Origin of the sequence: Mesorhizobium sp. BR1-1-2, assembly GCF_020165435.1 — a bacterium.
Taxonomy (GTDB): Bacteria; Pseudomonadota; Alphaproteobacteria; order Rhizobiales; family Rhizobiaceae; genus Mesorhizobium.
In genome coordinates this window covers 541,545-560,598 of the sequence record NZ_JAIUID010000001.1, presented here as the reverse complement: position 1 = coordinate 560,598, position 19,054 = coordinate 541,545, and the positions used below count along the sequence as shown (strand labels likewise).

Genomic DNA, 19,054 nt, shown 5'->3' with positions numbered 1-19,054 from the left:
CACAGGTGGTGACGGATGTATTTTGAAAAACTCCGGAAGCCTTGTAGGAAATTCCGGTCCTGGATGGTCGGCCAGCAGGTGTTGCTACTTTGCCATAGTCGGGCCTTCAGGTCTTGAGCGAAGCATTCCCGGCCTCGCCCGGCGTTCTTCCCCTGTATTTCTTCATGGTCGCGGCCAGATGACTCTGATCCGAGAATCCGGCGAGGTAGGCGATTTCGGCGATCGGAAACTCGCCGCCGGCCAGCAGCTTTTCCGCGAGGTCCAGGCGCAGGTTGATCAGATACCGATGCGGCGGCATGCCGAACGTCCTGGCGAACCTTGCGATAAAATGATTTGGTGACACCCCCGCGACCGATGCGAGCTCGGCGACCATGACTTTTCGCACGAAGTTCTGGTCGAGATACTCTCGCACGCGTCGGGCGCCAACGGCCGAGAGCCCGCCTTTGGACGACACGGCCTGCCTGTTGCGGCCCGTGTAGGTGCGCAGCAGATGAACCCCGAACACTGTCAGCAGCGAGTCCAGGTAAAGCTCGTTGGGCGGCAGCCTGCCGGTCAGTTCGGCAGTGATCATTTGCGCTATGTTGAGCGCCCTCAGGTCAACCGTGCCGAACGCGGGCGGCTCGAGCTCCACGCCCGGGAGGTCGAGTTCATGGGCCGCCAACTCGGACAGCGCTTCGGGAGAGATGGAAACGACGGCGTTCTCCCTGGTCTGCGACCAGGCCAGCCTGCTGTCGACGCCCGCTGGGTTGATGACGAGACAGCCGACCGGCGCATCGTACTGCGTGGTCCTGTCGCTGCCGAGCGAGGCTCTCAGTTTGCGTGCCGGCCTCAGCACGATCCCCGTCGAATGCTCCCTGGCCAGGAATTTCTGCGATCCAGGGCTGCGGACGGAATAGATGACGCTGCCGCGCGCAGTGGCTCTTCTGGGACCAGCACTTTCCGGAATGATATCCAGGACGTATCGAGCTGTCCGCTCTTGATCGACACCCCGGGAAGCGCCGCTTTCCCGAGCCCCGCCCGCATGTTTCATACGTGTCGCCTCAGCCGGCTCACCGCCGCTTGGTATCCCCTTCCCCTAACCCGGAATCAACGTAACGCACACACCTCGGATTGGAAAGAACTTCCACGCGCAAAGAAAATTCTTTATTCGAGATAAGAAAGAAGAATTGACCGTCGAAGGAAGTTCAGCAGCATTTCTACCGTCAATAGCGAAGAGCCTTGACGGTTCTTCGCTTACGGATTCGTCGGCCCGGGCGGAAGCCGGCAACGCATCGGTCACGAAGGAAGAGTTCACATGCACGGCTGTGTCGGCCCCGTGTTCCGACAGCGTTGTTCGGTATCAGTGGCACGCAACGGCGCGGCGTGGAGCCAGTCGTTCATGGCCGTCTATTGCGGGTCCCCGCGACCTTTCTCGTAAAGATCCCACGCGAGTTCCACAAAAGCCAGAAGCACATCATCCTTGTCCCAGCCGGCCGCGACCGCCGCCTCGACGATTTCGCCCACGAGAGGCAACAATTGGCGCTGGCAGGCGAGCGGGATGTCGGCCTCGGACTCATCCACTGGAGGTCCATCGAAGTTGAACTTCATCGTTTGGCGCTCCCCTCGCCATCAAACGAAATGCTACTCGTTCCCAACAAACGAAGTGCTATTCGCCAGACCTTATTCCTATACAATAAGTCCAACATTAAACATAGCAGGCTAGGCCGCCAAGGGCGCGCAAAACAGGATAATCCGTGGATCGACCGGCTGTCCTAGTGACGCTGGGGAAAGCGTTATTACATCACTGTCCAAGGCAAGCTGCCGAATGGACGCCCGTCGGCCGCGCCGTCATGAAGCACGAGGAGTTGGCCGGGTTCCGAGACGAACCAGGCGAAGGAGCCCCAGGCGAGCTGCGCGACGGTCTTCTTGAAGCCGGCTGACTGGCGGTCCTGGTAGGCGGTCAGGAACGCGATCTGCTTTCGGTCGAAACCGGCCGCGTCCGTGACGGCATGGAGGGCATCGCGCCGGCGATCCGTGATGGCGCCATCGGTCGCCACCACTTCCACGAATAGGATCAACGGCTCCTTGCGGCCGAGATCGGCGAGGATGATGTCGGGCAGGTTCCTGTCGGCCTCGATCTTGAGGCCGATCGCACTGGCGATGGCGTCGTCGCGAAGGACCACCTTGTTGCCGCTCTCGCTCAGCCACAACATGGCAGGCGCGGCGAGAAACCGTTTGGCGAACACCTCGATGACGGCTTGCGCGATGACCGAACTCGGTCCCGGCGCCAAAAGCCGCGTGTCGCCGTTGGGAAAGGTGACGCGGATGCCGGCGGTGTTGGCGACGGCGCCGGCGCGCATGATGGTCACGCGGGCCAGCGCGCCCTTGCTGAGATGCGTTTCCTGGAAATCCGCGATGGCCGTCTCCAGCGCCTCGCCTTCCAGCGCCGGATTGAACAGGGCGGCAAACGCCGCTCTCAACGCATAGCGGGGCTGGCCCGAAGTCGTCGGCAGATCCTCGCGACGCAGCACCGCGCCGATCGCCACCAGCCCGTCGCGCAGCGTCTCGTCGCGGATGGGCTCGCGCGTATTGTCCGCGTACCAGCGCGATCCCGCGACGGCGCCGTTCTTGCGCAGGACGGTTGCGGCATAGGCATCGCGATCCGCATCGTCCGCCAGCGCCGCCTGCTCGCGGGTCATGCGGTAGACATGGACGGGGCCCAGGAATCGTCCCGAACCCTCGACGGCGCCGATGTAAAGAGCGGCAAACACGGTGCTGGCGGCAAGTTCGCGGATGCAATAGATGCGGTTCGGCGTGCCCTCCGGAAAGATCAGCGGCAGGCGCCCGGCGACAAGATCGCGCGTCGCATAGGGCGGCCGTGCCGTCATGCAGGCTCACCGTAGAGGCGGCTGCATTCCGCCTCGATTTTTTCGCGCGTCGCACCGGCTGCGACGAGCTTCGCCAACGTGCTGGTGCTCTTGGGCGGCGGCAGCGGCAGCGCTTCCAGCTCGAAGGCGGAAACGGCGACGCTGCCGCTGATGCAGCGGAAAAGATCATCGACGACGCGGCTGTTCAAAAGCGCCGCCACGACCGCTGCCGGCACCTTCGCGCTGCCGGTCGCGCGGACCATGTTGAGATGGTTTTCGACGACGACGCCGCCATGCGAATCGATGAATTCCTGGTGAAGTTCGGCGGCGATCAGGCGCCGGGCCTGTTCCTTGGCGGTGGTGCGCTGGACGAGGATGCAGGGTTCCTCGACAAGCAGCCAGCCGTCGCCGGTCTCCAGCTTGAAGTAGGGAGCGTGGTTCTTCTTGCGCGCGCGATAGGCGAACCGGCCGTCGGAGGTCACGGCTTCGGCCCAGATCAACGGATGCACGCCCTTGCCGCCGGCGCGATCGCGCAATTGACCCTTGAAGCGGTTCCAGACCAGCGGGCCGGTCGAGACCCCATAGCCCCAGTCGGCAAGCCGATGCGTCATCGTCTCGGCCCGGGCGATGAGCCGGCTGTGCTCCGGCGTGCGCGGCGCAAGCCAGGGCATGGCGCGGTCGGATGGCAAGCCTATCGTGCCGTTGCGGGCAATCCCGGCCTCGGTCTCGGAGGCGACGGTCAGGTAGTGGATCTGCGCGCGCCGCGGCTCCGCGCCGTTGACGTAGACGGCAAGCAGCGTCTCCTGCAGCACATCCTCGAAAACGCCGCGCCGCGCATGCACGAAGTCGATCGCGACGGGCGGCGCCTCCTTGGCGAGAAGGCTGCGCAGCGCCGAGTAATACTGGCCGCCGAGAAAGCTTGTCGGCGTCAGGAAGGCGATGAGGCCGCCAGGCTTGGTCCAGCGCAGCGCGGCATCGGTGAAAACGCCGTAGAGATTGGCGTGCCCGTAGAGGCCGCGCGCATAGCGCTCGCGCAATTGCGACGGCAGCGAGACCCGCCCATAGGGCGGATTGCCGACGACGAGGTCGAAGACGGGTTCCGGATCGGCTTCAAGCGTGTCGCAGGCCATCACCATGGCGGGGGCGGCCCGCCCGGCCCTGGTCGCGATATCGGCGAGCGCGATCTCCAGGGCGCCTTGCGCCAGCCGCGCCGCGAGAGGGTCGATCTCGAAACCGGCAAGCCTGGTGCCGACATGGCTGAGCGCGAAGGTGGGCTCGCAATCGCCGAGCGCCGCGATCATGCGGTGCGCGGCATGAAACAGAAACGTCCCACCGCCGGCGGCGGGATCGAGAACCCGGGCGCTGCGCCAGTCGAGGCCCTCTTCCTCGGCCTGGTCGAGCAGGCGGTTGACCAGCGCCGGCGGCGTGTAGAAGGCACCGCGCTCACCCCGCTCCCTGGCCGGAAGCAGGACCGGATAGAGGCTGGTGACGAGATGCAGCGCTTCGAGGACCGGCAGCCGCGCGGCGGTCTCCCCGATGCTGTGGGCAAGTGCGGAGGCCGGCTCGTCCAGCGCCTCCGTATCGAAGGCGAGCGAGGGGCAGATCGCCGGGGAAATGCCGAGCGCCGCCGACAAGGCCTCCAGCGCGCGCCGGGTCAGCGAAACCGCATAGGTTTCGCGATCGCATTCGTCGATCGTCTCGCACCATGCGCGCGCCAGAACGCGAGCCTTCGACAGCTCCGCGCGCGCCGCTGCCAATGCATCGGCCGCCGAGCGCAAAACGGCAGCCAATTTCGACCCGCGAATCTGTGAAATTTTTCCCATCGCCCTCGACCGTACCGCGCAAGACTCACCGATGCGATAGAGTATCATATGTTCTCGTTATGTTCCAGTGGAAAACCGCAACCATGCCGCGCGCATGCATCGTTCACAGCGCCAGGCTGCCCTGCTCCGTCTCCTGCGCGTTGGGCTCGCCCGGCGCCGCATTGGGGTCGCCCGGCGCTGTCGCCCAGGCGAGTTCCACCAGCGTCACGGTGCGCCGGCCGGTGCCGTCGAGCTGGCACACGATCAGGCCCTGCTCCTCGATATAGGTGAGCAGGCGCCGGGCGCGGCGCATGGAGTGCGAGCCATAGGCGCGGGCGATCGCGGCGTCGCTCGGGCAGGGCCAGCCTTCCTTGGCCGCGCGGGCGATCATCATGAACACGCCCTGCATGTCCTCGGGCAGCAGCGAGGCACGCACGGAAACGTCGCGCCACGCATCGTCCTGCGCCATATCGGAGCCGACGCCGGCGCGGGCGCGTGTCAGCATGCGGCGGAACTCCTGCAGATCGGGCACGACCGACGCCAGCCCCTCGATGCGGCAGCGCACCACGAACTCCTGGTAGAGCACGCCGATGACGCGGAAGCCCGCATCGGGTTCGGCCAGGATGGCGCGCAGGATGCGGTCCATCCGCTCGCGCCGCTCGGCCAGGTGCTCGGCGCTGGGCGCCGGCTCCGCCGGTTCGGGGCGGATCTCCAGCGCCGCCGACTTCGCCGCCATCAACTGGTCGAGCAGGTCCGGCGACGTCACCCGCCGCTGCGGCCGCACGGTCTCCGGCGGAGGTGCGGCCAGGATGATCGCGCGGGCATCCTCCAACGCCGCTTCCGGCAACGGCATCAACCGCGGCGTGCCGTTGCGCGGGCTGGTATCCGTCGGGCCGATGCGCAGGCCGAGCGGACGGCGCGACAGCGCCGGGCCCAGCGCCATGAAATGCCCGCGCTCCAGGTCGCGAAAAGCCTCCGCCTGCCGTCGCTCCATGCCAAGCAGGTCGGCCGCGCGCGCCATGTCGATGTCGAGGAAGGTGCGGCCCATGAGGAAATTGGAAGCCTCCGCCGCGACGTTCTTGGCAAGCTTGGCCAGGCGCTGCGTGGCGATGATGCCGGCAAGCCCGCGCTTGCGCCCACGGCACATCAGATTGGTCATGGCGCCGAGCGAAAGCTTTCGCGCTTCGTCGGAAACCTCGCCGGCCACCGCCGGCGCGAAAAGCTGCGCCTCGTCCACCACCACCAGCATCGGATACCAATGGTCGCGCGCGACCTCGAACAGCCCGCCGAGGAAGGCGGCGGCGCGCCGCATCTGGTTCTCGGCGTCGAGTCCTTCGAGGTTGAGCACCGTGGAGACGCGGTGGATGCGCGCCCGCTCGCCGGCGCTCTGCAACCCGCGCTCGGTATGCTCCTCGGCATCGATCACCAGATGGCCGAAGCGTTCGCCGAGCGACACGAAGTCGCCTTCGGGGTCGATGATGGTCTGCTGCACCCAGGGCGCGCTCTGCTCCAGCAGCCGGCGCAACAAATGAGATTTGCCGGAGCCCGAATTGCCCTGCACCAAAAGCCGGGTCGCCAGCAGTTCCTCAAGGTCCAGCGCCGCCGGCGCGCCCGCGGTCGTCTGTCCCATCTCGATCGCAACGGTCATGTCAGACTCAGCCGCTCCTTCGCAGAGGGACTTATCAACCCGATTGCAACGCGTCGAGCGCCGATGGCCGGCAGTTGGGCGTTGCGCACAGTTGTGCGAATGCTGCCTGCCTGATGCGAACATCCGGCGGGCTGAACGATTGCATGACAAGCGCGCAATCGTTTCGGATGCACATGAAAACAACCAGTTGAAGAGGAATCGCGATTCAAACCCTGAAGCCTGGTCGACCGCTCCCGCGTCGTCTCACGCGGGCATCACAGTCCGGGGACCGGCGCCAATGCGGGCGCGTCCAGTCCCTGGAACGGATCGCGCCAGGCATCGATCTCTTCGAGCCGGCAATACCAGCGCTCGATCCCGGGATAATCGCCGAGCGGCAAGCGGGCGGCGTCGTTGAAGGGCAGGAACGTCGCCATGCGGAAATCGGCATAGGAAACCGAAGTCCCTGCCAGCCATGGCCGCCGGCCAAGTGCCGCCTCCAGGATCGGCGCGGTCCTGTGGAACTGCTCCAGTCCTTCCGCGACCTTTTCCGCGTCGATCGGACCGATGCCGTAGCGCTGCTTGGTGCCGCGCTCGAAATGAACGATGTCGCAGGCCCTGACGAACTCCTCCTTGCCCCAGCTCAGCCAACGGATCATCTCGGGTTCGTCATCGCCCGCGCGCCAGAAATCCGAACCCATGTCGCGCGAAAGCCGGCAGGCTATGGCGTCCGCTTCCCAGAGGCTCCCACCAGGCCAGGTCAGCAAGGGCAGGGAAAGATTGGGATTGAGCGGACGGAACCGCTCCGCCTGCCCCGGCGCCATGGGCGACGCGAATTCGAACGCGACCTTCGCCCCGAGGTGACGGGCCACCGCGACTCCCAGGCGCGGATTGGGGTTGCGGCTGAAGAACAGTTTCATCCCCGCGTCCGCCCCGTGCGGTTCCGGCCCGATCTTGTCACTCGCCATCGCCTCGCTCCTTTGTTGCGGCATGCACGCCAAGGACGGATAGAGCCGATCGAATCCGACAATGCGGTCGACCGCAACGACGGGTTTTGCGAAAAGTCCGGGTTGACCGCTTCCGGACGCGAGGCGACTATCCCTCTCGAAGCACGGCAATGTATCTCGAGGAGGATGAGCGATGGATGAGCCCGACCGCTGGCGCCACATGTCGAGCGCGCCCAAGGACGGCAGCCGGATCCTCGTCACGGTCCGCCCGTCCGAACAGGGACCGGCGGAAGTCGACCTCGCCTATTGGTCGGATGGCGACCAGTTCGGCGAAGAAGGCTGGCGCGCCTCGGACTCCTCGCCCGGCCGCATCGTCGAATATGCCGAGCCCGAGCTGAAATGCTGGATGCCCATGCCCTCGGCCAACCTCGCCCGCGCCTCCATGCCCTCGCCCTGGGAAGGCGACGACGCCCAGCAGCTGGATGGCTCCGGGATTTGAGGCACTGAAGCTGCTGATCTCCTGAGACGCCGGCGGGACAGCCCCCCTCTGCCCTGCCGGGCATCTCCCCACAAGGGGGAGATCGGCTGTCGCGAATGCTTTCGCCAATCTTCAACGTTGAAGAATGTGGCGCTGAAGTCAAAGCTGCCAATCTCCCCCCTCGTGGGGGAGATGTCCGGCAGGACAGAGGGGGGCGCCGTAGAGTAAAAACGTTGTCGTCATAACCTCAGCTCAAGCAACCTCACACCATGCCACACACACCCTTGCCGCCAAGACACCGCGCTAACGCGAAATCGATGCGCAGGATCATGACCGATGCCGAACTAAAGCTCTGGAATGAGCTTCGTGCGCATAGGCTGATGGGCCTGGGCTTTCGCAGGCAATTCCCCATCGCCGGCTACATCGTAGACTTCGCCCGGAGAAAAAGTTGATTGCAGAGGTCGATGGCTCGCAGCACGGCGACGCCGGTCGTGCAAATGCTGACGAGGCCAGAACCAAACGCTTGGAACAGGATGGCTGGATCGTCTTGCGTTTCTGGAATGACGATGTCATCCGCGACATAGACAATGTCTGCCAGCATATCGTTATCGCGGCAGGTCTGGGCGGGCCACCCTGAGACGCCGGCGGGACAGCGCCCCCTCTGCCCTGCCGGGCATCTCCCCCACAAGGGGGGAGATCGGTAGCTTTGGCTCCAGCGCCACATTTTTCAAAGTTGAAAATTGGCGAAAGCATTCACGACAGCCAATCTTCCCCCTCGTGGGGGAGATGCCCGGCAGGACAGAGGGGGGCGCCGTAGAGTAAAAACCTTGGTGACCTCAGAACAAGAACGCCGCCGTCGCAGGGTTTGGCCCGACGCGGCCGTCGGCTGAATCCATGCCGCGGATGGCTTTCAGGTCCTGCGCGTCCAGTTCGAAATCGAAGACGTCGAAATTGGCTGATATGCGGTCCTGGTGGACCGATTTCGGGATGACGATCAGCCCTTCCTGGAGATGCCAGCGGATCATCGTCTGCGCCGCGGACTTGCCGTGCTTTGCGGCGATGCCTGCTATGGTCGCGTCGCCGAGCAGCCTGCCGCTGCCGAGCGGGCTCCAGCTTTCGGTATGGATGTTGTGCCTGGCATGGAACTCCCTGATCTCGCGCTGCTGGAAGCGCGGATGCAGCTCGATCTGGTTGACGGCGGGCGTGACGCCGGTTTCGCCGATGATGCGCTCCAGGTGATCCCGGTTGAAATTCGACACGCCGACCGACTTGATCCGGCCAGCCTTCTGCAGCTCGACCAATGTCTGCCAGGCCTCGACATATTTGTCCTGGCTGGGCACCGGCCAGTGGATGAGGAACAGGTCGATCTGGTCGATGCCGAGCTTGTCCATCGTATCCTCGAAGGCGCGCAATGCGGCATCGCGCTGGTGCGCGCCGTTGCGCAGCTTCGAGGTGATGAACAGCTCGCCTCTCGGCACGCCCGCGCTCCGGATCGCCTCCCCCGCGCCCTTCTCGTTCTGGTAGCCTTCGGCGGTGTCGATCAGCCTGTAGCCGGCCTTGATCCCCCAGCCCACCACCTTGGCGGTGATAGCGGGATCGACCTGCCACACGCCAAGGCCGAGCCGGGGAATGGTCGAGCCGTCGTTCAACGAAATCTGTTCAGGCATGGTCTGGTCCTTTGTAAAGCTGGTCCAGCCTATCTAGGCCCGGCATCGGACGACGGCCAGCCGGCGGCGGACAAATTGCCGAATGTGTGATCGACACAGGCGATGCTCCTGTCGCTTGTCCGCAGGCGCCGGCACGTGAGTTCACCGGAAGATCAGCTTTCATTTCGGCCGGCGCACGGTCCTCACCATGCCGCCCGGGCCACCGCCGCAGAAGAAGCGGTCGCCGCCGTCGGATTCGAGCCCCGATACGCCTTTGCCGGGCGGCATGTCCAGCCGTTCCAGCACGTCTCCGGTCTCCGGGTCGACGCGCCGCACGTCGCTCTGGTCGCCTTCCCAGGTGCCGTGCCATAGCTCGCCATCGACCCAGGTCACGCCGGTGACGAAGCGGTTGGATTCGATGGTGCGCAGGACCGCCCCGGTCTCGGGATCGATCTGGTGGATCTTGCGCTGGCGGTTCTGCCCCACCCACAACGTGCCCTCGGCCCAGGTGAGGCCGGAATCGCCGCCGCCGCCGGGCGCCGGAATGGTGGACAGCACCGCGCCGGTGCCGGGATCGATCTTCTGGATCCGGTCCTTGGCGAGCTGGTAGAGATACTGGCCGTCATAAGCCGTCCCGGCATGCGCGGCGACATCGATCGAGCGCACCGCCTGCCCGCTCTCAGGGTCGAAGGCGGTGAGCCCCTTGCCCGAGGCAAACCAGACGTTCTGCCCGTCGAAGCTCACGCCATGCACGCTGTCCACGCCCGCAAAGGGGCCGTATTCGCGCAGGATCTCGGCCGCTGCATGTTTCATGTCCTTCATCCTCGCCTTTGATCGAATGATCCATTCCTAGCCGTTCGGCAACGGCGCCGGGAGTAACAAGGTGGTCGTGAAACCCGCCACCGGCGGCATCATCCAGCGGCGCGCCCGGCCATGGCCGAACCATTGCACCTTGCCGGTCTCGGCAAGCTGCTCCAGCGCGCGCTGTACGCTGCGCTGGCTGGATGCGAGCGCCAGCGCCAGCGCCGAGCTCGACCAGGCTTCGCCGTCGGCGAGGAAGGCGAGCACCGCCGCATGTCGCTCCTCGATCGGCCGCGCCAGCACCACCACCTCTGCGCCCCGCTTCGGCGCCAGCGAAAAACCGCGCTTGGTCGCCTGGATGTCAGCCAGACCGCGCAGCTCGGCGCGCAGCCGGCCGATCTCGACCCGCAGCCTGGCGCGATGCGATTCGTCGGCGTGCCTCCCGCCGAACGCCCTGGCGATGAGCGCCGCGCGCGGCATGTCCCCGGGCCAGGCCTCGGCCAATGCGCGCGCCAGCGCAAACAGCACCGGGCGCGTCGCCAGCGAGGCCAGCGCCTCCTGCCTGCGCACGACATGACGAAGAGCGTCGACCACCAACGCTTCCGATGCCTGCAAGGCCTCGACCTCCTCGAGCAGCAGCGGATGCTCCTGGCCGTTCGCGATCAACCGCGCCGCCGGCGTTGCCAGTGCCCGGAACGCGCTGTCGACCTCGGCCATCAGTCCCGGAATGCCGGACCGCCATGCGGCGTGCCGTGCCCGCTCGAGTGCCGCGCGCGCGGTCTTCGTCCTGAGGCGCCGCATGGCGATGCCGGCGACGACCAGCTCGTGCGCGGCCCGCGAGGCCGGCGGAAAGGGCGTCGCATCGAGCCCGGCCAGCACCTGCTCGGCTTCGTCGAGGCGGCCGATCAGCAACAGGAACCGCACTTCCAGGTGCCGCGCATGCGCGGCGTTCAGCCGGTCGCCTTGCCTTTCCAGCGTCACCCGCGCCGCATCGAGCGCCTTGGCCGGCCAGCCGAGGTCGCGCGAAACCAGCGCGATCTCGGCTTCGGCGACGACGCACCTGGCGCGCGCCACCGCTTCCCTGGGTCCGAAGGCGCGCCCCGCCCGCCGCAGCAGCGCCCTAGCCCGGTCGAGATCGCCAAGCTGCGCCATTGCGATGCCGCGCAGCGCCAGCGCCGGCGCGTCCTCGCGCAGCGCCACGCGGTCGAGCGCGCCGAGCGGATCACCCGCCGCCAGCAACAGCCCCGCGGCCGTGATCAGCGAATCCATCAAAATCCCGCCACGGCGAATCCCGCCACACTTGTAACTCTCACCATCCCGCTGTCCGGCGCTATGTCAGTCCCGTCACATCAAACCGGAACAGCGAGGCAAAAGCCATGACCAAGCAGATGCACACACCGCCGATCGTTTCCCAGCAAGCATGGGAGGCGGCGCGCCAGCAGTTGCTCGTAAAGGAGAAGGCGACGCTCCGCGCCAAGGACGCGCTGGCCGCCGAGCGCCGCCGCATGCCGTGGATGGCCGTCGAGAAGGATTACACCTTCGAAGGACCCAACGGAAAGGCGAGCCTGCTTGACCTGTTCGAGGGCCGCCGCCAGTTGATCGTCTACCGCGCCTTCTTCGAGCCGGGTGTGTATGGCTGGCCCGATCACGCCTGCCGCGGCTGCTCGCTGGGCGCCGACCAGGTCTCCAACCTCGCCCATCTCAACGCCCGCGACACCACGCTGGCCTATGCCTCGCGCGCGCCGCAGGCTGACATTGCGCGGCTGAAGAAGCGGATGGGCTGGGCAATGCCCTGGTACACAATCACCGACAGCTTCGACAAAGATTTCGGCGTCGACGAATGGCACGGCCACAACGTCTTCATCCGCGACGGGGACCGCATCTTCCGCACCTATCTGATCAACAACCGCGGCGACGAGGCGATGGGCACCGTCTGGAGCTACCTCGACGCCACGCCGCTCGGCCGCCAGGAGGTCTGGGAGGACTCGCCCGAAGGCTATCCGCAGACCCCGACCTACAAATGGTGGAACTGGAGCGACAATTACGACGCCGACACCGCGCCGGACAAGAAATGGGACGAAGTGTCTGCTGCCGGCGAGGCGGCATTCCGCAACAAGGACGCCCAGTAGAGCCTGGCTAGAGCGCCGGCTCCGCGCAAGCGCGGCCGGACGCTCTTCGCAAGGCGGCAGCTTTCCGGGAAGGCCACAGCCTTCCAGGTCCTCGCCACTACGCGACCGAGGTAGCAAGACATGAGCGACATCCACACAGCCGACCACCCTATTCCCGATCAGGACGCGGCCCGCCTCGGCACCGCCGACTGGCTGGGCCTCGCCGCGGCGCCGACCTTTGCCCTGATGGCGCTGCTGGCCGGCATCTTCGGCGGCGATGCGGCGATGCTGTGCATGGGCACGTCCTCGCCGCTCACCGGCATGCCGGCCATGTACCTGCTGATGAGCGCCTTCCATCTGGCGCCCTGGCTGCGCATGATTTCCAACAGGCAGGCGGGCCGGGAGAAAGCAAAGCGCCTAGAGAAAACACCGCAAAAACAGAGCATTGCGCAAGCAGTTTGAATCGCCGATGCAACCCATCAAGGAGAAGGACCATGACACGGACGACCGAGACGCACTGTCCCGACACACGGGAGCCGATCGAGGCGGAGCCGACACGGCGGGGCGACGAGCCGTCGCAACCCGCCAAGGGCTGCCCCTGGTGCACGCCCGAAAAGACCTGACGCTTCGACAACGGAGCCGGCGCGCCGCCCAGGCGGAATGACGCCGGCCGTTCGCCCTGCTCATCGCCGCCAAGCGCGCTGGCTTTTACGTCGCGATGTCGTTGACAGGCAGCAATGGCGCGGGCAGGTCGACCTCGCCGAGCCCGGTCCGCATCTCGATCTCGATGTCGCGGCAGATCTGCGAGATCGGCACATCGTTGGCGTTGCCCTCGAAAGGGTTGGCGCTGCTCTCGCCGACCTGGTCGAGCGACATGTATGCCCAGCCCAGCAGCGTGCTGAACGGGATCGTCAGCCAGATCGCGATCGAGCCCAGCGCCCCGCCGAATTTGCCCATCTCGGCGAAGACCGGCACGACGCCGAACGGCAACAGCGTGCAGAAGATCATGACGAACATGGAACTGACGATGGCGTATTGGCGGGGATAGGGATTGTTCTTGATGCGGTCGCAGCGTGCCTGCTGGTCGTGGAAGTCGCGGATGAGTTTTGTCAGTTCGCCATAGATCTGCGGAGGAATCTTGGCGTCCTTGAACAAGCCATTGACCTGCACCGATTGCATTTCGAGCAAGGCGATCGCCGGGCGGGGCGATTTCAGGACGCCCCCGGTCTGCTCGGCCAGCAACGGCCGCAATTCGTCGGCAATCGAGCCCGTATCCTCCTGGACATGGTAACGCCGCCGGTATTCGATATTGGCGGCCCGCGCCATGGATTCCCATGGCATCGGCCGCCGCAGCGCGAAACGCAGCGCCGTCATCCAGGCGATGTGGCGATAGATGAGTTGCTTCGCCGTCAGGGCGTCGGTGAAGTCCCTGCAGAAATTGGACCACAACCGGCTGCTGGCCGTGATTTGCGCAAAGGCCTGCAGCGCTTCACCGCTGCGGGTAAACACCTGGGAATTCTTGAAGCCCGCAACCAGTGACACCGTGGTGCCGAGCACCAGCACGACAGACCATGGCACCGAGAACCCCGCAAGGCCGGGAAGGCGGTAGGCCGCGACAGCCAGTCCGCTCACCACCACCATGTAGATGACGCTGCGCCGCGACCAGAGCGCGAAATCCATCACCTTGTAGGAACGGCCCACATACATAAGATGCCCCCAAATCGCGGACGTGCCCGCTAGCCGCAGGCCAGTCTCCAGTCGCCCTCACCTAGCCTTGGCGGCGCCGAACCGCAATCCGTCCATCAGCAGCCGGACCAGCCGGCGCGAGCGATCGCGCCAATCCGGGGTGTCGGGCGCCGAATAGATGCCGCCCAGCGCATGCAGCACGTCGGACGCGTCGACATCGCCGCGGATGGTGCCGTCGGCCACCGCCGCCTCGACCAATTGCCGCAACGCCGCCGAGACCCGACCCGACGTGTCGGAATAGAGATTGGCATTCGCCGTCAACAGGATGCGCAGGCTGGTCGCAAGCCCTCGCTTGGTGGCGATATAGTCGACGAAGCGCCGCATCCATTCTTCCAGCGCGACGTCGGACGGATGCTTTGCCGCCAGTTCGCCGGCGGCCGCGCACAGCCCCTCCACCTCGCGGCGGTAGACCACCTCGACCAGATGCTCGCGTGTCGGGAAATGCCGGTAGAGCGTGCCGATGCCGACGCCCGCGCGGCGCGCGATCTCCTCCAGCGAGGCGTCGATCCCGCGCTCGGCGAAGACCGAGGCCGCCACCTCGACCAGCCGGTCGCGGTTGCGCTGCGCGTCGGCGCGCAGCGGCTTGGCCTCTGCGGTCTTCTGGTCGGGGATGGCGGACGGCTCTGCGGCCAATTTTTTCTCCACTGTCGAAATATGGGGCTTGAACCCCATCGGGTCAGCCCCCACGTAATAAACGGAGGCGCCTCCGCTTTAGTGGAGCACCTTTATCATATAATCAGGGGAACCGGTATGTCACGTGCTGAAAGCTTGCAAGCCAAAGCCGATATTCGCTGGAGAGTGGCCGTGACCGCAAAGCTGCCAATCTCACCTCTTGCGAGGAAGATCGCGCTCTCCGCTGCTCCGCCTCCGGCCTTGCCCTTCCCCGCCCCGACACCACTTCATTTCCCTCAGCGTCAAGCAACTGGAGCCAGACGCCCATGACGAACACCACAATCCCCGTCCATCTCGATATCAACGGCCAGCCGCATACGCTGGACCTCGAACCGCGCGTCACGCTGCTCGACGCCTTGCGCGACCGCCTCGGCCTGACAGGCACCAAGAAGGGCTGCGACCACGGCCAGTGCGGCGCCTGCACCGTGCATGTCGACGGCGAGCGCGTGCTGGCTTGCCTGACGCTGGCGGCACAGGCCGAAGGCCGCACCGTCACCACCATAGAGGGGCTTGCACGGGAGGGCGAACTGCATCCCGTGCAGGCTGCCTTCCTCGATCAGGACGCCTTCCAGTGCGGCTATTGCACATCGGGGCAGATCATGTCGGCGGTCGCCTGCATCCGCGAAGGCCATGCCGGCTCCGATGACGAGATCCGCGAATACATGGCCGGCAATCTCTGCCGCTGCGGCGCCTATCCGCACATCGTCGCCGCCGTGCGCCAGGCAGCGCTGGAGGCCGCGTCATGAGGGATTTTTCCTATCTTCGCGCCACATCGGTCGACGCCGCACGCCAGGCGGCCGCCCTGCCCGGCGCCATGCTGCTGGCCGGCGGCACGACACTGATCGACCTCGCCAAATGCGGCGTCGCCGAGCCCGATAGCCTGGTGGACATCACCCATCTCAAGGGGCTCGATACCATCGAGATCGACGAGCGCGGCGCCGTCATCGGCGCGCTCGCCAGGATGAGCCATGTCGCCGACCATGCCGGCATCAAGGGTGGCTTTCCCGCCGTCTCGGAGGCGTTGTGGCAGGCGGCTTCGGCGCAGCTCCGCAACATGGCAACCGTCGGCGGCAATCTGATGCAGCGCACACGCTGCCCCTATTTCCGCGATCCCTCGAATTTTGCCGCCTGCAACAAGCGCGAGCCCGGCAGCGGCTGTTCGGCGATCGGCGGCGTCACCAGGGGCCATGCGGTGCTCGGCACCAGCGAGGCCTGCATCGCCACGTATCCCGGCGACCTCGCCACCGCGCTGGTCGCCTTCGATGCGGTGGTCCATCTCGGCGAACGTCGCGTCTTGGTCGACGACTTTTTCCTGCTGCCCGGCACCACGCCTCAGAAGGAACACGCGATCCAACCGGGCGAGATGATCACCGCCATCGAAATCCCCGGATCCGCCGCCGCCCGCCGCTCGACCTACATGAAGGTCCGCGACCGGCAGTCTTACGAGTTCGCCGCCGCCAGTGCCGCCGTCGGCCTCGAACTTGAGGCCGACGGGCGCACCGTCCGCGACCTGCGCGTCGCGCTCGGCGGCGTTGCCACCAAGCCTTGGCGGGCGCGCGCCGTGGAAGAGGCGCTGAAAGGCAAGGTGCTGGAGCCTGAGGCTGTCCGCGCGGCCAGCCTGCTCGCCGTCGAGGGCGCCGTCGACCATGGCGCCAACTACTACAAGATCGAGCTCGCGCCGCGCGTGGTGGCCAGAGCGATCCTCAAACTGGGAGAAGCGGCATGACCGTTCACATCGCAAGACATGGCGACGCCTCCGACGGCGTGCTGGCACAAGCCGTCGGAGGCCGGCTGTCGCGCGTCGACGGCCCGGCCAAGATCACCGGCGCGGCCAAATATGCCGTCGAACAGCAGCTCGAAGACCTGGCCTATGCCGTACTGGTCGACAGCACGATCGCGTCCGGCAAGGTGCGCGCCATCGATACGGCGCAGGCTGAGGCGGCGCCCGGCGTGCTGCGAGTGCTGACGCCGGACACCATCATCGCCTTGAAAACCGCGTCGGACTGGTTCGGCACGCCCCCGCCCGACAAGCCCTATTGCCCGCTGGCGCGTGACATCACTTTTTCGGGCCAGCATGTCGCCGCCGTGGTCGCGGAAACCTTCGAGCAGGCGGTCGCGGCAGCGGCCCTGGTCAAGGTCGACTATGACGAGACGCCGGCCATCGTCGACCTCAACGATGCCAAAGCCGGCGACGGCATTCCGATCGAGGCCATGACCAAGGAATGGGGCGACGCGCAGGCTGCCTTTGCGTCCGCTCCCGTCCGGATCTGCGCCGCCTACAACACGCCGCGCGAATATCAGGCGCCGATGGAGCCGCACGGCCTGATCGCCCGCTGGGAGGGCGACCGGCTCACTGTCTGGGAGCCGAGCCAGTGGCTCGACGGAATGGCGCGCACCTATGCCGAATGGTTCGATGTGCCGTTCGAGAATGTGCGGCTGGTCTCGCCCTATATTGGCGGCGGCTTCGGCTCCAAGGCGCTGGCGCTCGGCCACGGCGCGGTTGCCGCGAGTGCCGCAAAAATGCTCGGCCGGCCGGTGCGCCTGGTGATGACGCGCCCGCAGACCTTCACCGGTTATGGCGGCCGCGCCGCGACGCGCCAGACGGTGGCGCTCGGCGCCGACGCGGAAGGAAAGATCCAGTCGATCGTGCATCGGGGCGTCAACGAGACGTCGATCGAAGGCATGTGGGTCGAGCCGTTGGCCTCGGTTACCTCGATCATGTACGCGACGCCGAACTTTTCGTCCCGGCAGAACGTCGTGCGGGTAAATTCCGTGGTGCCGGGCGCCATGCGCGCGCCGGGCGAAAACCCTTCGGCCTTCGGCATCGAAAGCGCCATCGACGAGCTCGCCTACGAAGTCGGCATCGACCCGTTGGAGATCCGGCTGCGGAACTATGCCGAGCAGGATCCGGAAGTGAAAAAAGCCTGGTCCACCAGACAGTTGCGCGAGGCTTTTGCCACAGGCGCCGAGCGCTTCGGCTGGGCCAGACGCACACCGGAGCCGCGTTCGATGCGCGACGGCAGCCAGCTGATCGGCTGGGGCGTGGCCGCCGGCACCTACCCGGTGCGGCGCGCCTATGGCGAGGCGATCGTGCGCATCCTGGCCGATGGCTCGATCGAGGTCGAAAGCTCCTCGATCGACATGGGCCAGGGCACCTACACCATCCTGGCGCAGACGGCGGCCGAGACGGTCGGCGTGCCGGCCGACGACGTCGTGGTGAAGCTGGGCGATTCCCGCTTTCCGCGCGCCGGCGTCGCAGGCGGCTCGCGCCTGGCCGGCGTCATGACCGGTGCCGTCTACAAGGCCGCCACCTCGGCGCTCGACCAGCTTGTCGGCCTGGCGATCAGCGACCCGCGCTCGCCCTTCCATGCGCTGCAGGCCAACACGCTGGTCGTCGCCAATGGCCGCATCGCCTCGCCGCGCGGCGACGGCCCCGATATGTCGATCGCCGAGCTCCTCAAAAGCGTCGGCCGCGACCGCATCGAGGCGACAGGCGATACCATGCCGGCCAACTCGAGCGCCGAGGACCGCTACAAGAACTACACCACCATCGCCATGGCGCTGCCGCACACGGAAGGCGACTATTCCCGTCACTCCTGGTGCGCGCATTTCATCGAGGTGCGCGTCGACGAGGATTTCGGCACGGTGCGCGTCTCGCGCGTCGTGTCGGCGCTGGATTCGGGACGGCTCTACAATCCGAAGCTGGCGGAAAGCCAATGGAAGGGCGGCATCATCATGGGGATCGGCCAGGCGTTGCTGGAAGAAGGCATCATCGACCGCCGCCACGGCCGCATCGTCAACAACAACCTCGCCGACTATCTGGTGCCGACCAATGCCGACATCCCGGACATCGAGGTGATTTCGGTCGGCATCCCCGACCCGCACTCCTCGGTACTCGGCGGCAAGGGCGTCGGCGAACTGCCCATCGTCGGTGTGGCGCCTGCGATCGCCAACGCGGTGTTCCACGCCACCGGCAAGCGCGTGCGCGACTTGCCGATCACGCTGGAGAAGTTGATCTGAGGTTTGGAGCTGCCAATCTCCTGCGCAGGGGATTGGCAGCTCGACCGTCTCGCCAATCTCCAGTATCAGCCCCCCCTACCGACATGACCCTCCCCCTCAAGGACGGTCACGCATGGTCGCTCGCCACGCTTTTGCGGCGCAGGCGAACCCGATGCACAACCCTCGTCGGCCACATTAACGGCACGGCAGTTGCCACACATGAACCATTCGTCTTGCCGCCAAACGCCTTGACAACGGCGAATGATTGATCGTGGCCACCATCGCTGCGATCCCAAGCAGGCGCTCAATGACTGCCGAAAGCGGCATACATCAAGTGAGCCAAATCAACATCTTGCGGGGCTTCTGGACAGTTTCGCTTTCCACC

General features: G+C 66.0%; 18 protein-coding genes and 1 pseudogene. 8 read left to right on the top strand and 11 right to left on the bottom strand.

Annotation, left to right across the window (positions count from 1 at the left end; translation table 11 throughout):
* Positions 1–106: 106 nt before the first annotated feature.
* The 6 genes from LB551_RS02755 to LB551_RS02730 all read right to left on the bottom strand — a co-directional run bounded on the left by LB551_RS02755 (position 107) and on the right by LB551_RS02730 (position 7,192).
* On the bottom strand, positions 107–1,030 hold the full coding sequence (locus tag LB551_RS02755; protein WP_224658113.1) for a helix-turn-helix transcriptional regulator: 924 nt from the start codon (positions 1,028–1,030) through the stop codon (positions 107–109).
* A 356-nt stretch (positions 1,031–1,386) separates the two neighbouring features.
* A complete protein-coding gene (locus LB551_RS02750; RefSeq protein ID WP_140500096.1) occupies positions 1,387–1,587 on the bottom strand; it encodes a hypothetical protein in 201 nt (66 codons plus the stop codon).
* Positions 1,588–1,775: 188 nt separating this feature from the next.
* A complete protein-coding gene (locus LB551_RS02745; protein WP_224658112.1) occupies positions 1,776–2,867 on the bottom strand; it encodes a BsuBI/PstI family type II restriction endonuclease in 1,092 nt (363 codons plus the stop codon).
* On the bottom strand, positions 2,864–4,636 hold the full coding sequence (locus LB551_RS02740; RefSeq protein WP_224658111.1) for a class I SAM-dependent DNA methyltransferase: 1,773 nt from the start codon (positions 4,634–4,636) through the stop codon (positions 2,864–2,866). Before LB551_RS02740 ends, LB551_RS02745 begins: the two co-directional genes overlap by 4 nt.
* Positions 4,637–4,772: 136 nt before the next feature.
* Positions 4,773–6,296 (bottom strand): ATP-binding protein, encoded by a 1,524-nt coding sequence (locus LB551_RS02735; protein ID WP_224658110.1) that lies wholly within the window; start codon positions 6,294–6,296, stop codon positions 4,773–4,775.
* 254 nt (positions 6,297–6,550) lie between these two features.
* Entirely contained in the window at positions 6,551–7,192 is a 642-nt protein-coding gene (locus LB551_RS02730; protein ID WP_224658191.1) for a glutathione S-transferase family protein, read from the bottom strand.
* A gap of 220 nt (positions 7,193–7,412) precedes the next feature.
* Here LB551_RS02730 and LB551_RS02725 point away from each other — a divergent pair, with 220 nt between their 5' ends.
* Positions 7,413–7,718: a hypothetical protein gene (locus tag LB551_RS02725; protein WP_140500102.1), complete on the top strand. Its 306-nt coding sequence runs from the start codon at positions 7,413–7,415 to the stop codon at positions 7,716–7,718.
* Between the two features lie 248 nt (positions 7,719–7,966).
* Positions 7,967–8,334, top strand: a pseudogene (locus LB551_RS02720) (endonuclease domain-containing protein).
* Between the two features lie 199 nt (positions 8,335–8,533).
* Here the strand turns inward: LB551_RS02720 and LB551_RS02715 are convergent.
* The 3 genes from LB551_RS02715 to LB551_RS02705 form a co-directional block, all read right to left on the bottom strand.
* Complete coding sequence (locus LB551_RS02715) at positions 8,534–9,364, bottom strand: aldo/keto reductase (protein ID WP_224658109.1); 831 nt, start codon at positions 9,362–9,364, stop codon at positions 8,534–8,536.
* Positions 9,365–9,523: 159 nt separating this feature from the next.
* The gene (locus LB551_RS02710) at positions 9,524–10,156 is read right to left on the bottom strand and encodes a PQQ-binding-like beta-propeller repeat protein (protein WP_224658108.1); all 633 of its coding nucleotides are present in this window, start codon (positions 10,154–10,156) and stop codon (positions 9,524–9,526) included.
* 36 nt (positions 10,157–10,192) lie between these two features.
* A complete protein-coding gene (locus LB551_RS02705; protein ID WP_224658107.1) occupies positions 10,193–11,413 on the bottom strand; it encodes a helix-turn-helix domain-containing protein in 1,221 nt (406 codons plus the stop codon).
* A gap of 107 nt (positions 11,414–11,520) precedes the next feature.
* On the opposite strand from LB551_RS02705, the gene LB551_RS02700 reads away from it, so the two are divergent.
* The 3 genes from LB551_RS02700 (at position 11,521) to LB551_RS29885 (ending at position 12,875) form a co-directional block, all read left to right on the top strand.
* Entirely contained in the window at positions 11,521–12,273 is a 753-nt protein-coding gene (locus LB551_RS02700; RefSeq protein ID WP_224658106.1) for a DUF899 domain-containing protein, read from the top strand.
* A 120-nt stretch (positions 12,274–12,393) separates the two neighbouring features.
* The gene (locus tag LB551_RS02695) at positions 12,394–12,714 is read left to right on the top strand and encodes a hypothetical protein (protein ID WP_224658105.1); all 321 of its coding nucleotides are present in this window, start codon (positions 12,394–12,396) and stop codon (positions 12,712–12,714) included.
* 32 nt (positions 12,715–12,746) lie between these two features.
* The gene (locus tag LB551_RS29885; RefSeq protein WP_263495665.1) at positions 12,747–12,875 is read left to right on the top strand and encodes a hypothetical protein; all 129 of its coding nucleotides are present in this window, start codon (positions 12,747–12,749) and stop codon (positions 12,873–12,875) included.
* An 85-nt stretch (positions 12,876–12,960) separates the two neighbouring features.
* Here the strand turns inward: LB551_RS29885 and LB551_RS02690 are convergent, their stop codons facing one another.
* Both LB551_RS02690 and LB551_RS02685 read right to left on the bottom strand, forming a co-directional pair.
* Positions 12,961–13,959: a bestrophin family protein gene (locus LB551_RS02690; RefSeq protein ID WP_224658104.1), complete on the bottom strand. Its 999-nt coding sequence runs from the start codon at positions 13,957–13,959 to the stop codon at positions 12,961–12,963.
* 57 nt (positions 13,960–14,016) lie between these two features.
* Positions 14,017–14,631 (bottom strand): TetR/AcrR family transcriptional regulator, encoded by a 615-nt coding sequence (locus LB551_RS02685; protein ID WP_140552265.1) that lies wholly within the window; start codon positions 14,629–14,631, stop codon positions 14,017–14,019.
* A gap of 305 nt (positions 14,632–14,936) precedes the next feature.
* On the opposite strand from LB551_RS02685, the gene LB551_RS02680 reads away from it, so the two are divergent.
* From LB551_RS02680 to LB551_RS02670, 3 genes are read left to right on the top strand one after another with little or no spacing between them, the layout of a single operon-like run.
* On the top strand, positions 14,937–15,416 hold the full coding sequence (locus LB551_RS02680) for a (2Fe-2S)-binding protein (protein WP_140552266.1): 480 nt from the start codon (positions 14,937–14,939) through the stop codon (positions 15,414–15,416).
* Entirely contained in the window at positions 15,413–16,396 is a 984-nt protein-coding gene (locus tag LB551_RS02675) for an FAD binding domain-containing protein (RefSeq protein ID WP_224658103.1), read from the top strand. Before LB551_RS02680 ends, LB551_RS02675 begins: the two co-directional genes overlap by 4 nt.
* Complete coding sequence (locus LB551_RS02670) at positions 16,393–18,690, top strand: xanthine dehydrogenase family protein molybdopterin-binding subunit (protein WP_224658102.1); 2,298 nt, start codon at positions 16,393–16,395, stop codon at positions 18,688–18,690. Before LB551_RS02675 ends, LB551_RS02670 begins: the two co-directional genes overlap by 4 nt.
* Positions 18,691–19,054: the final 364 nt, after the last annotated feature.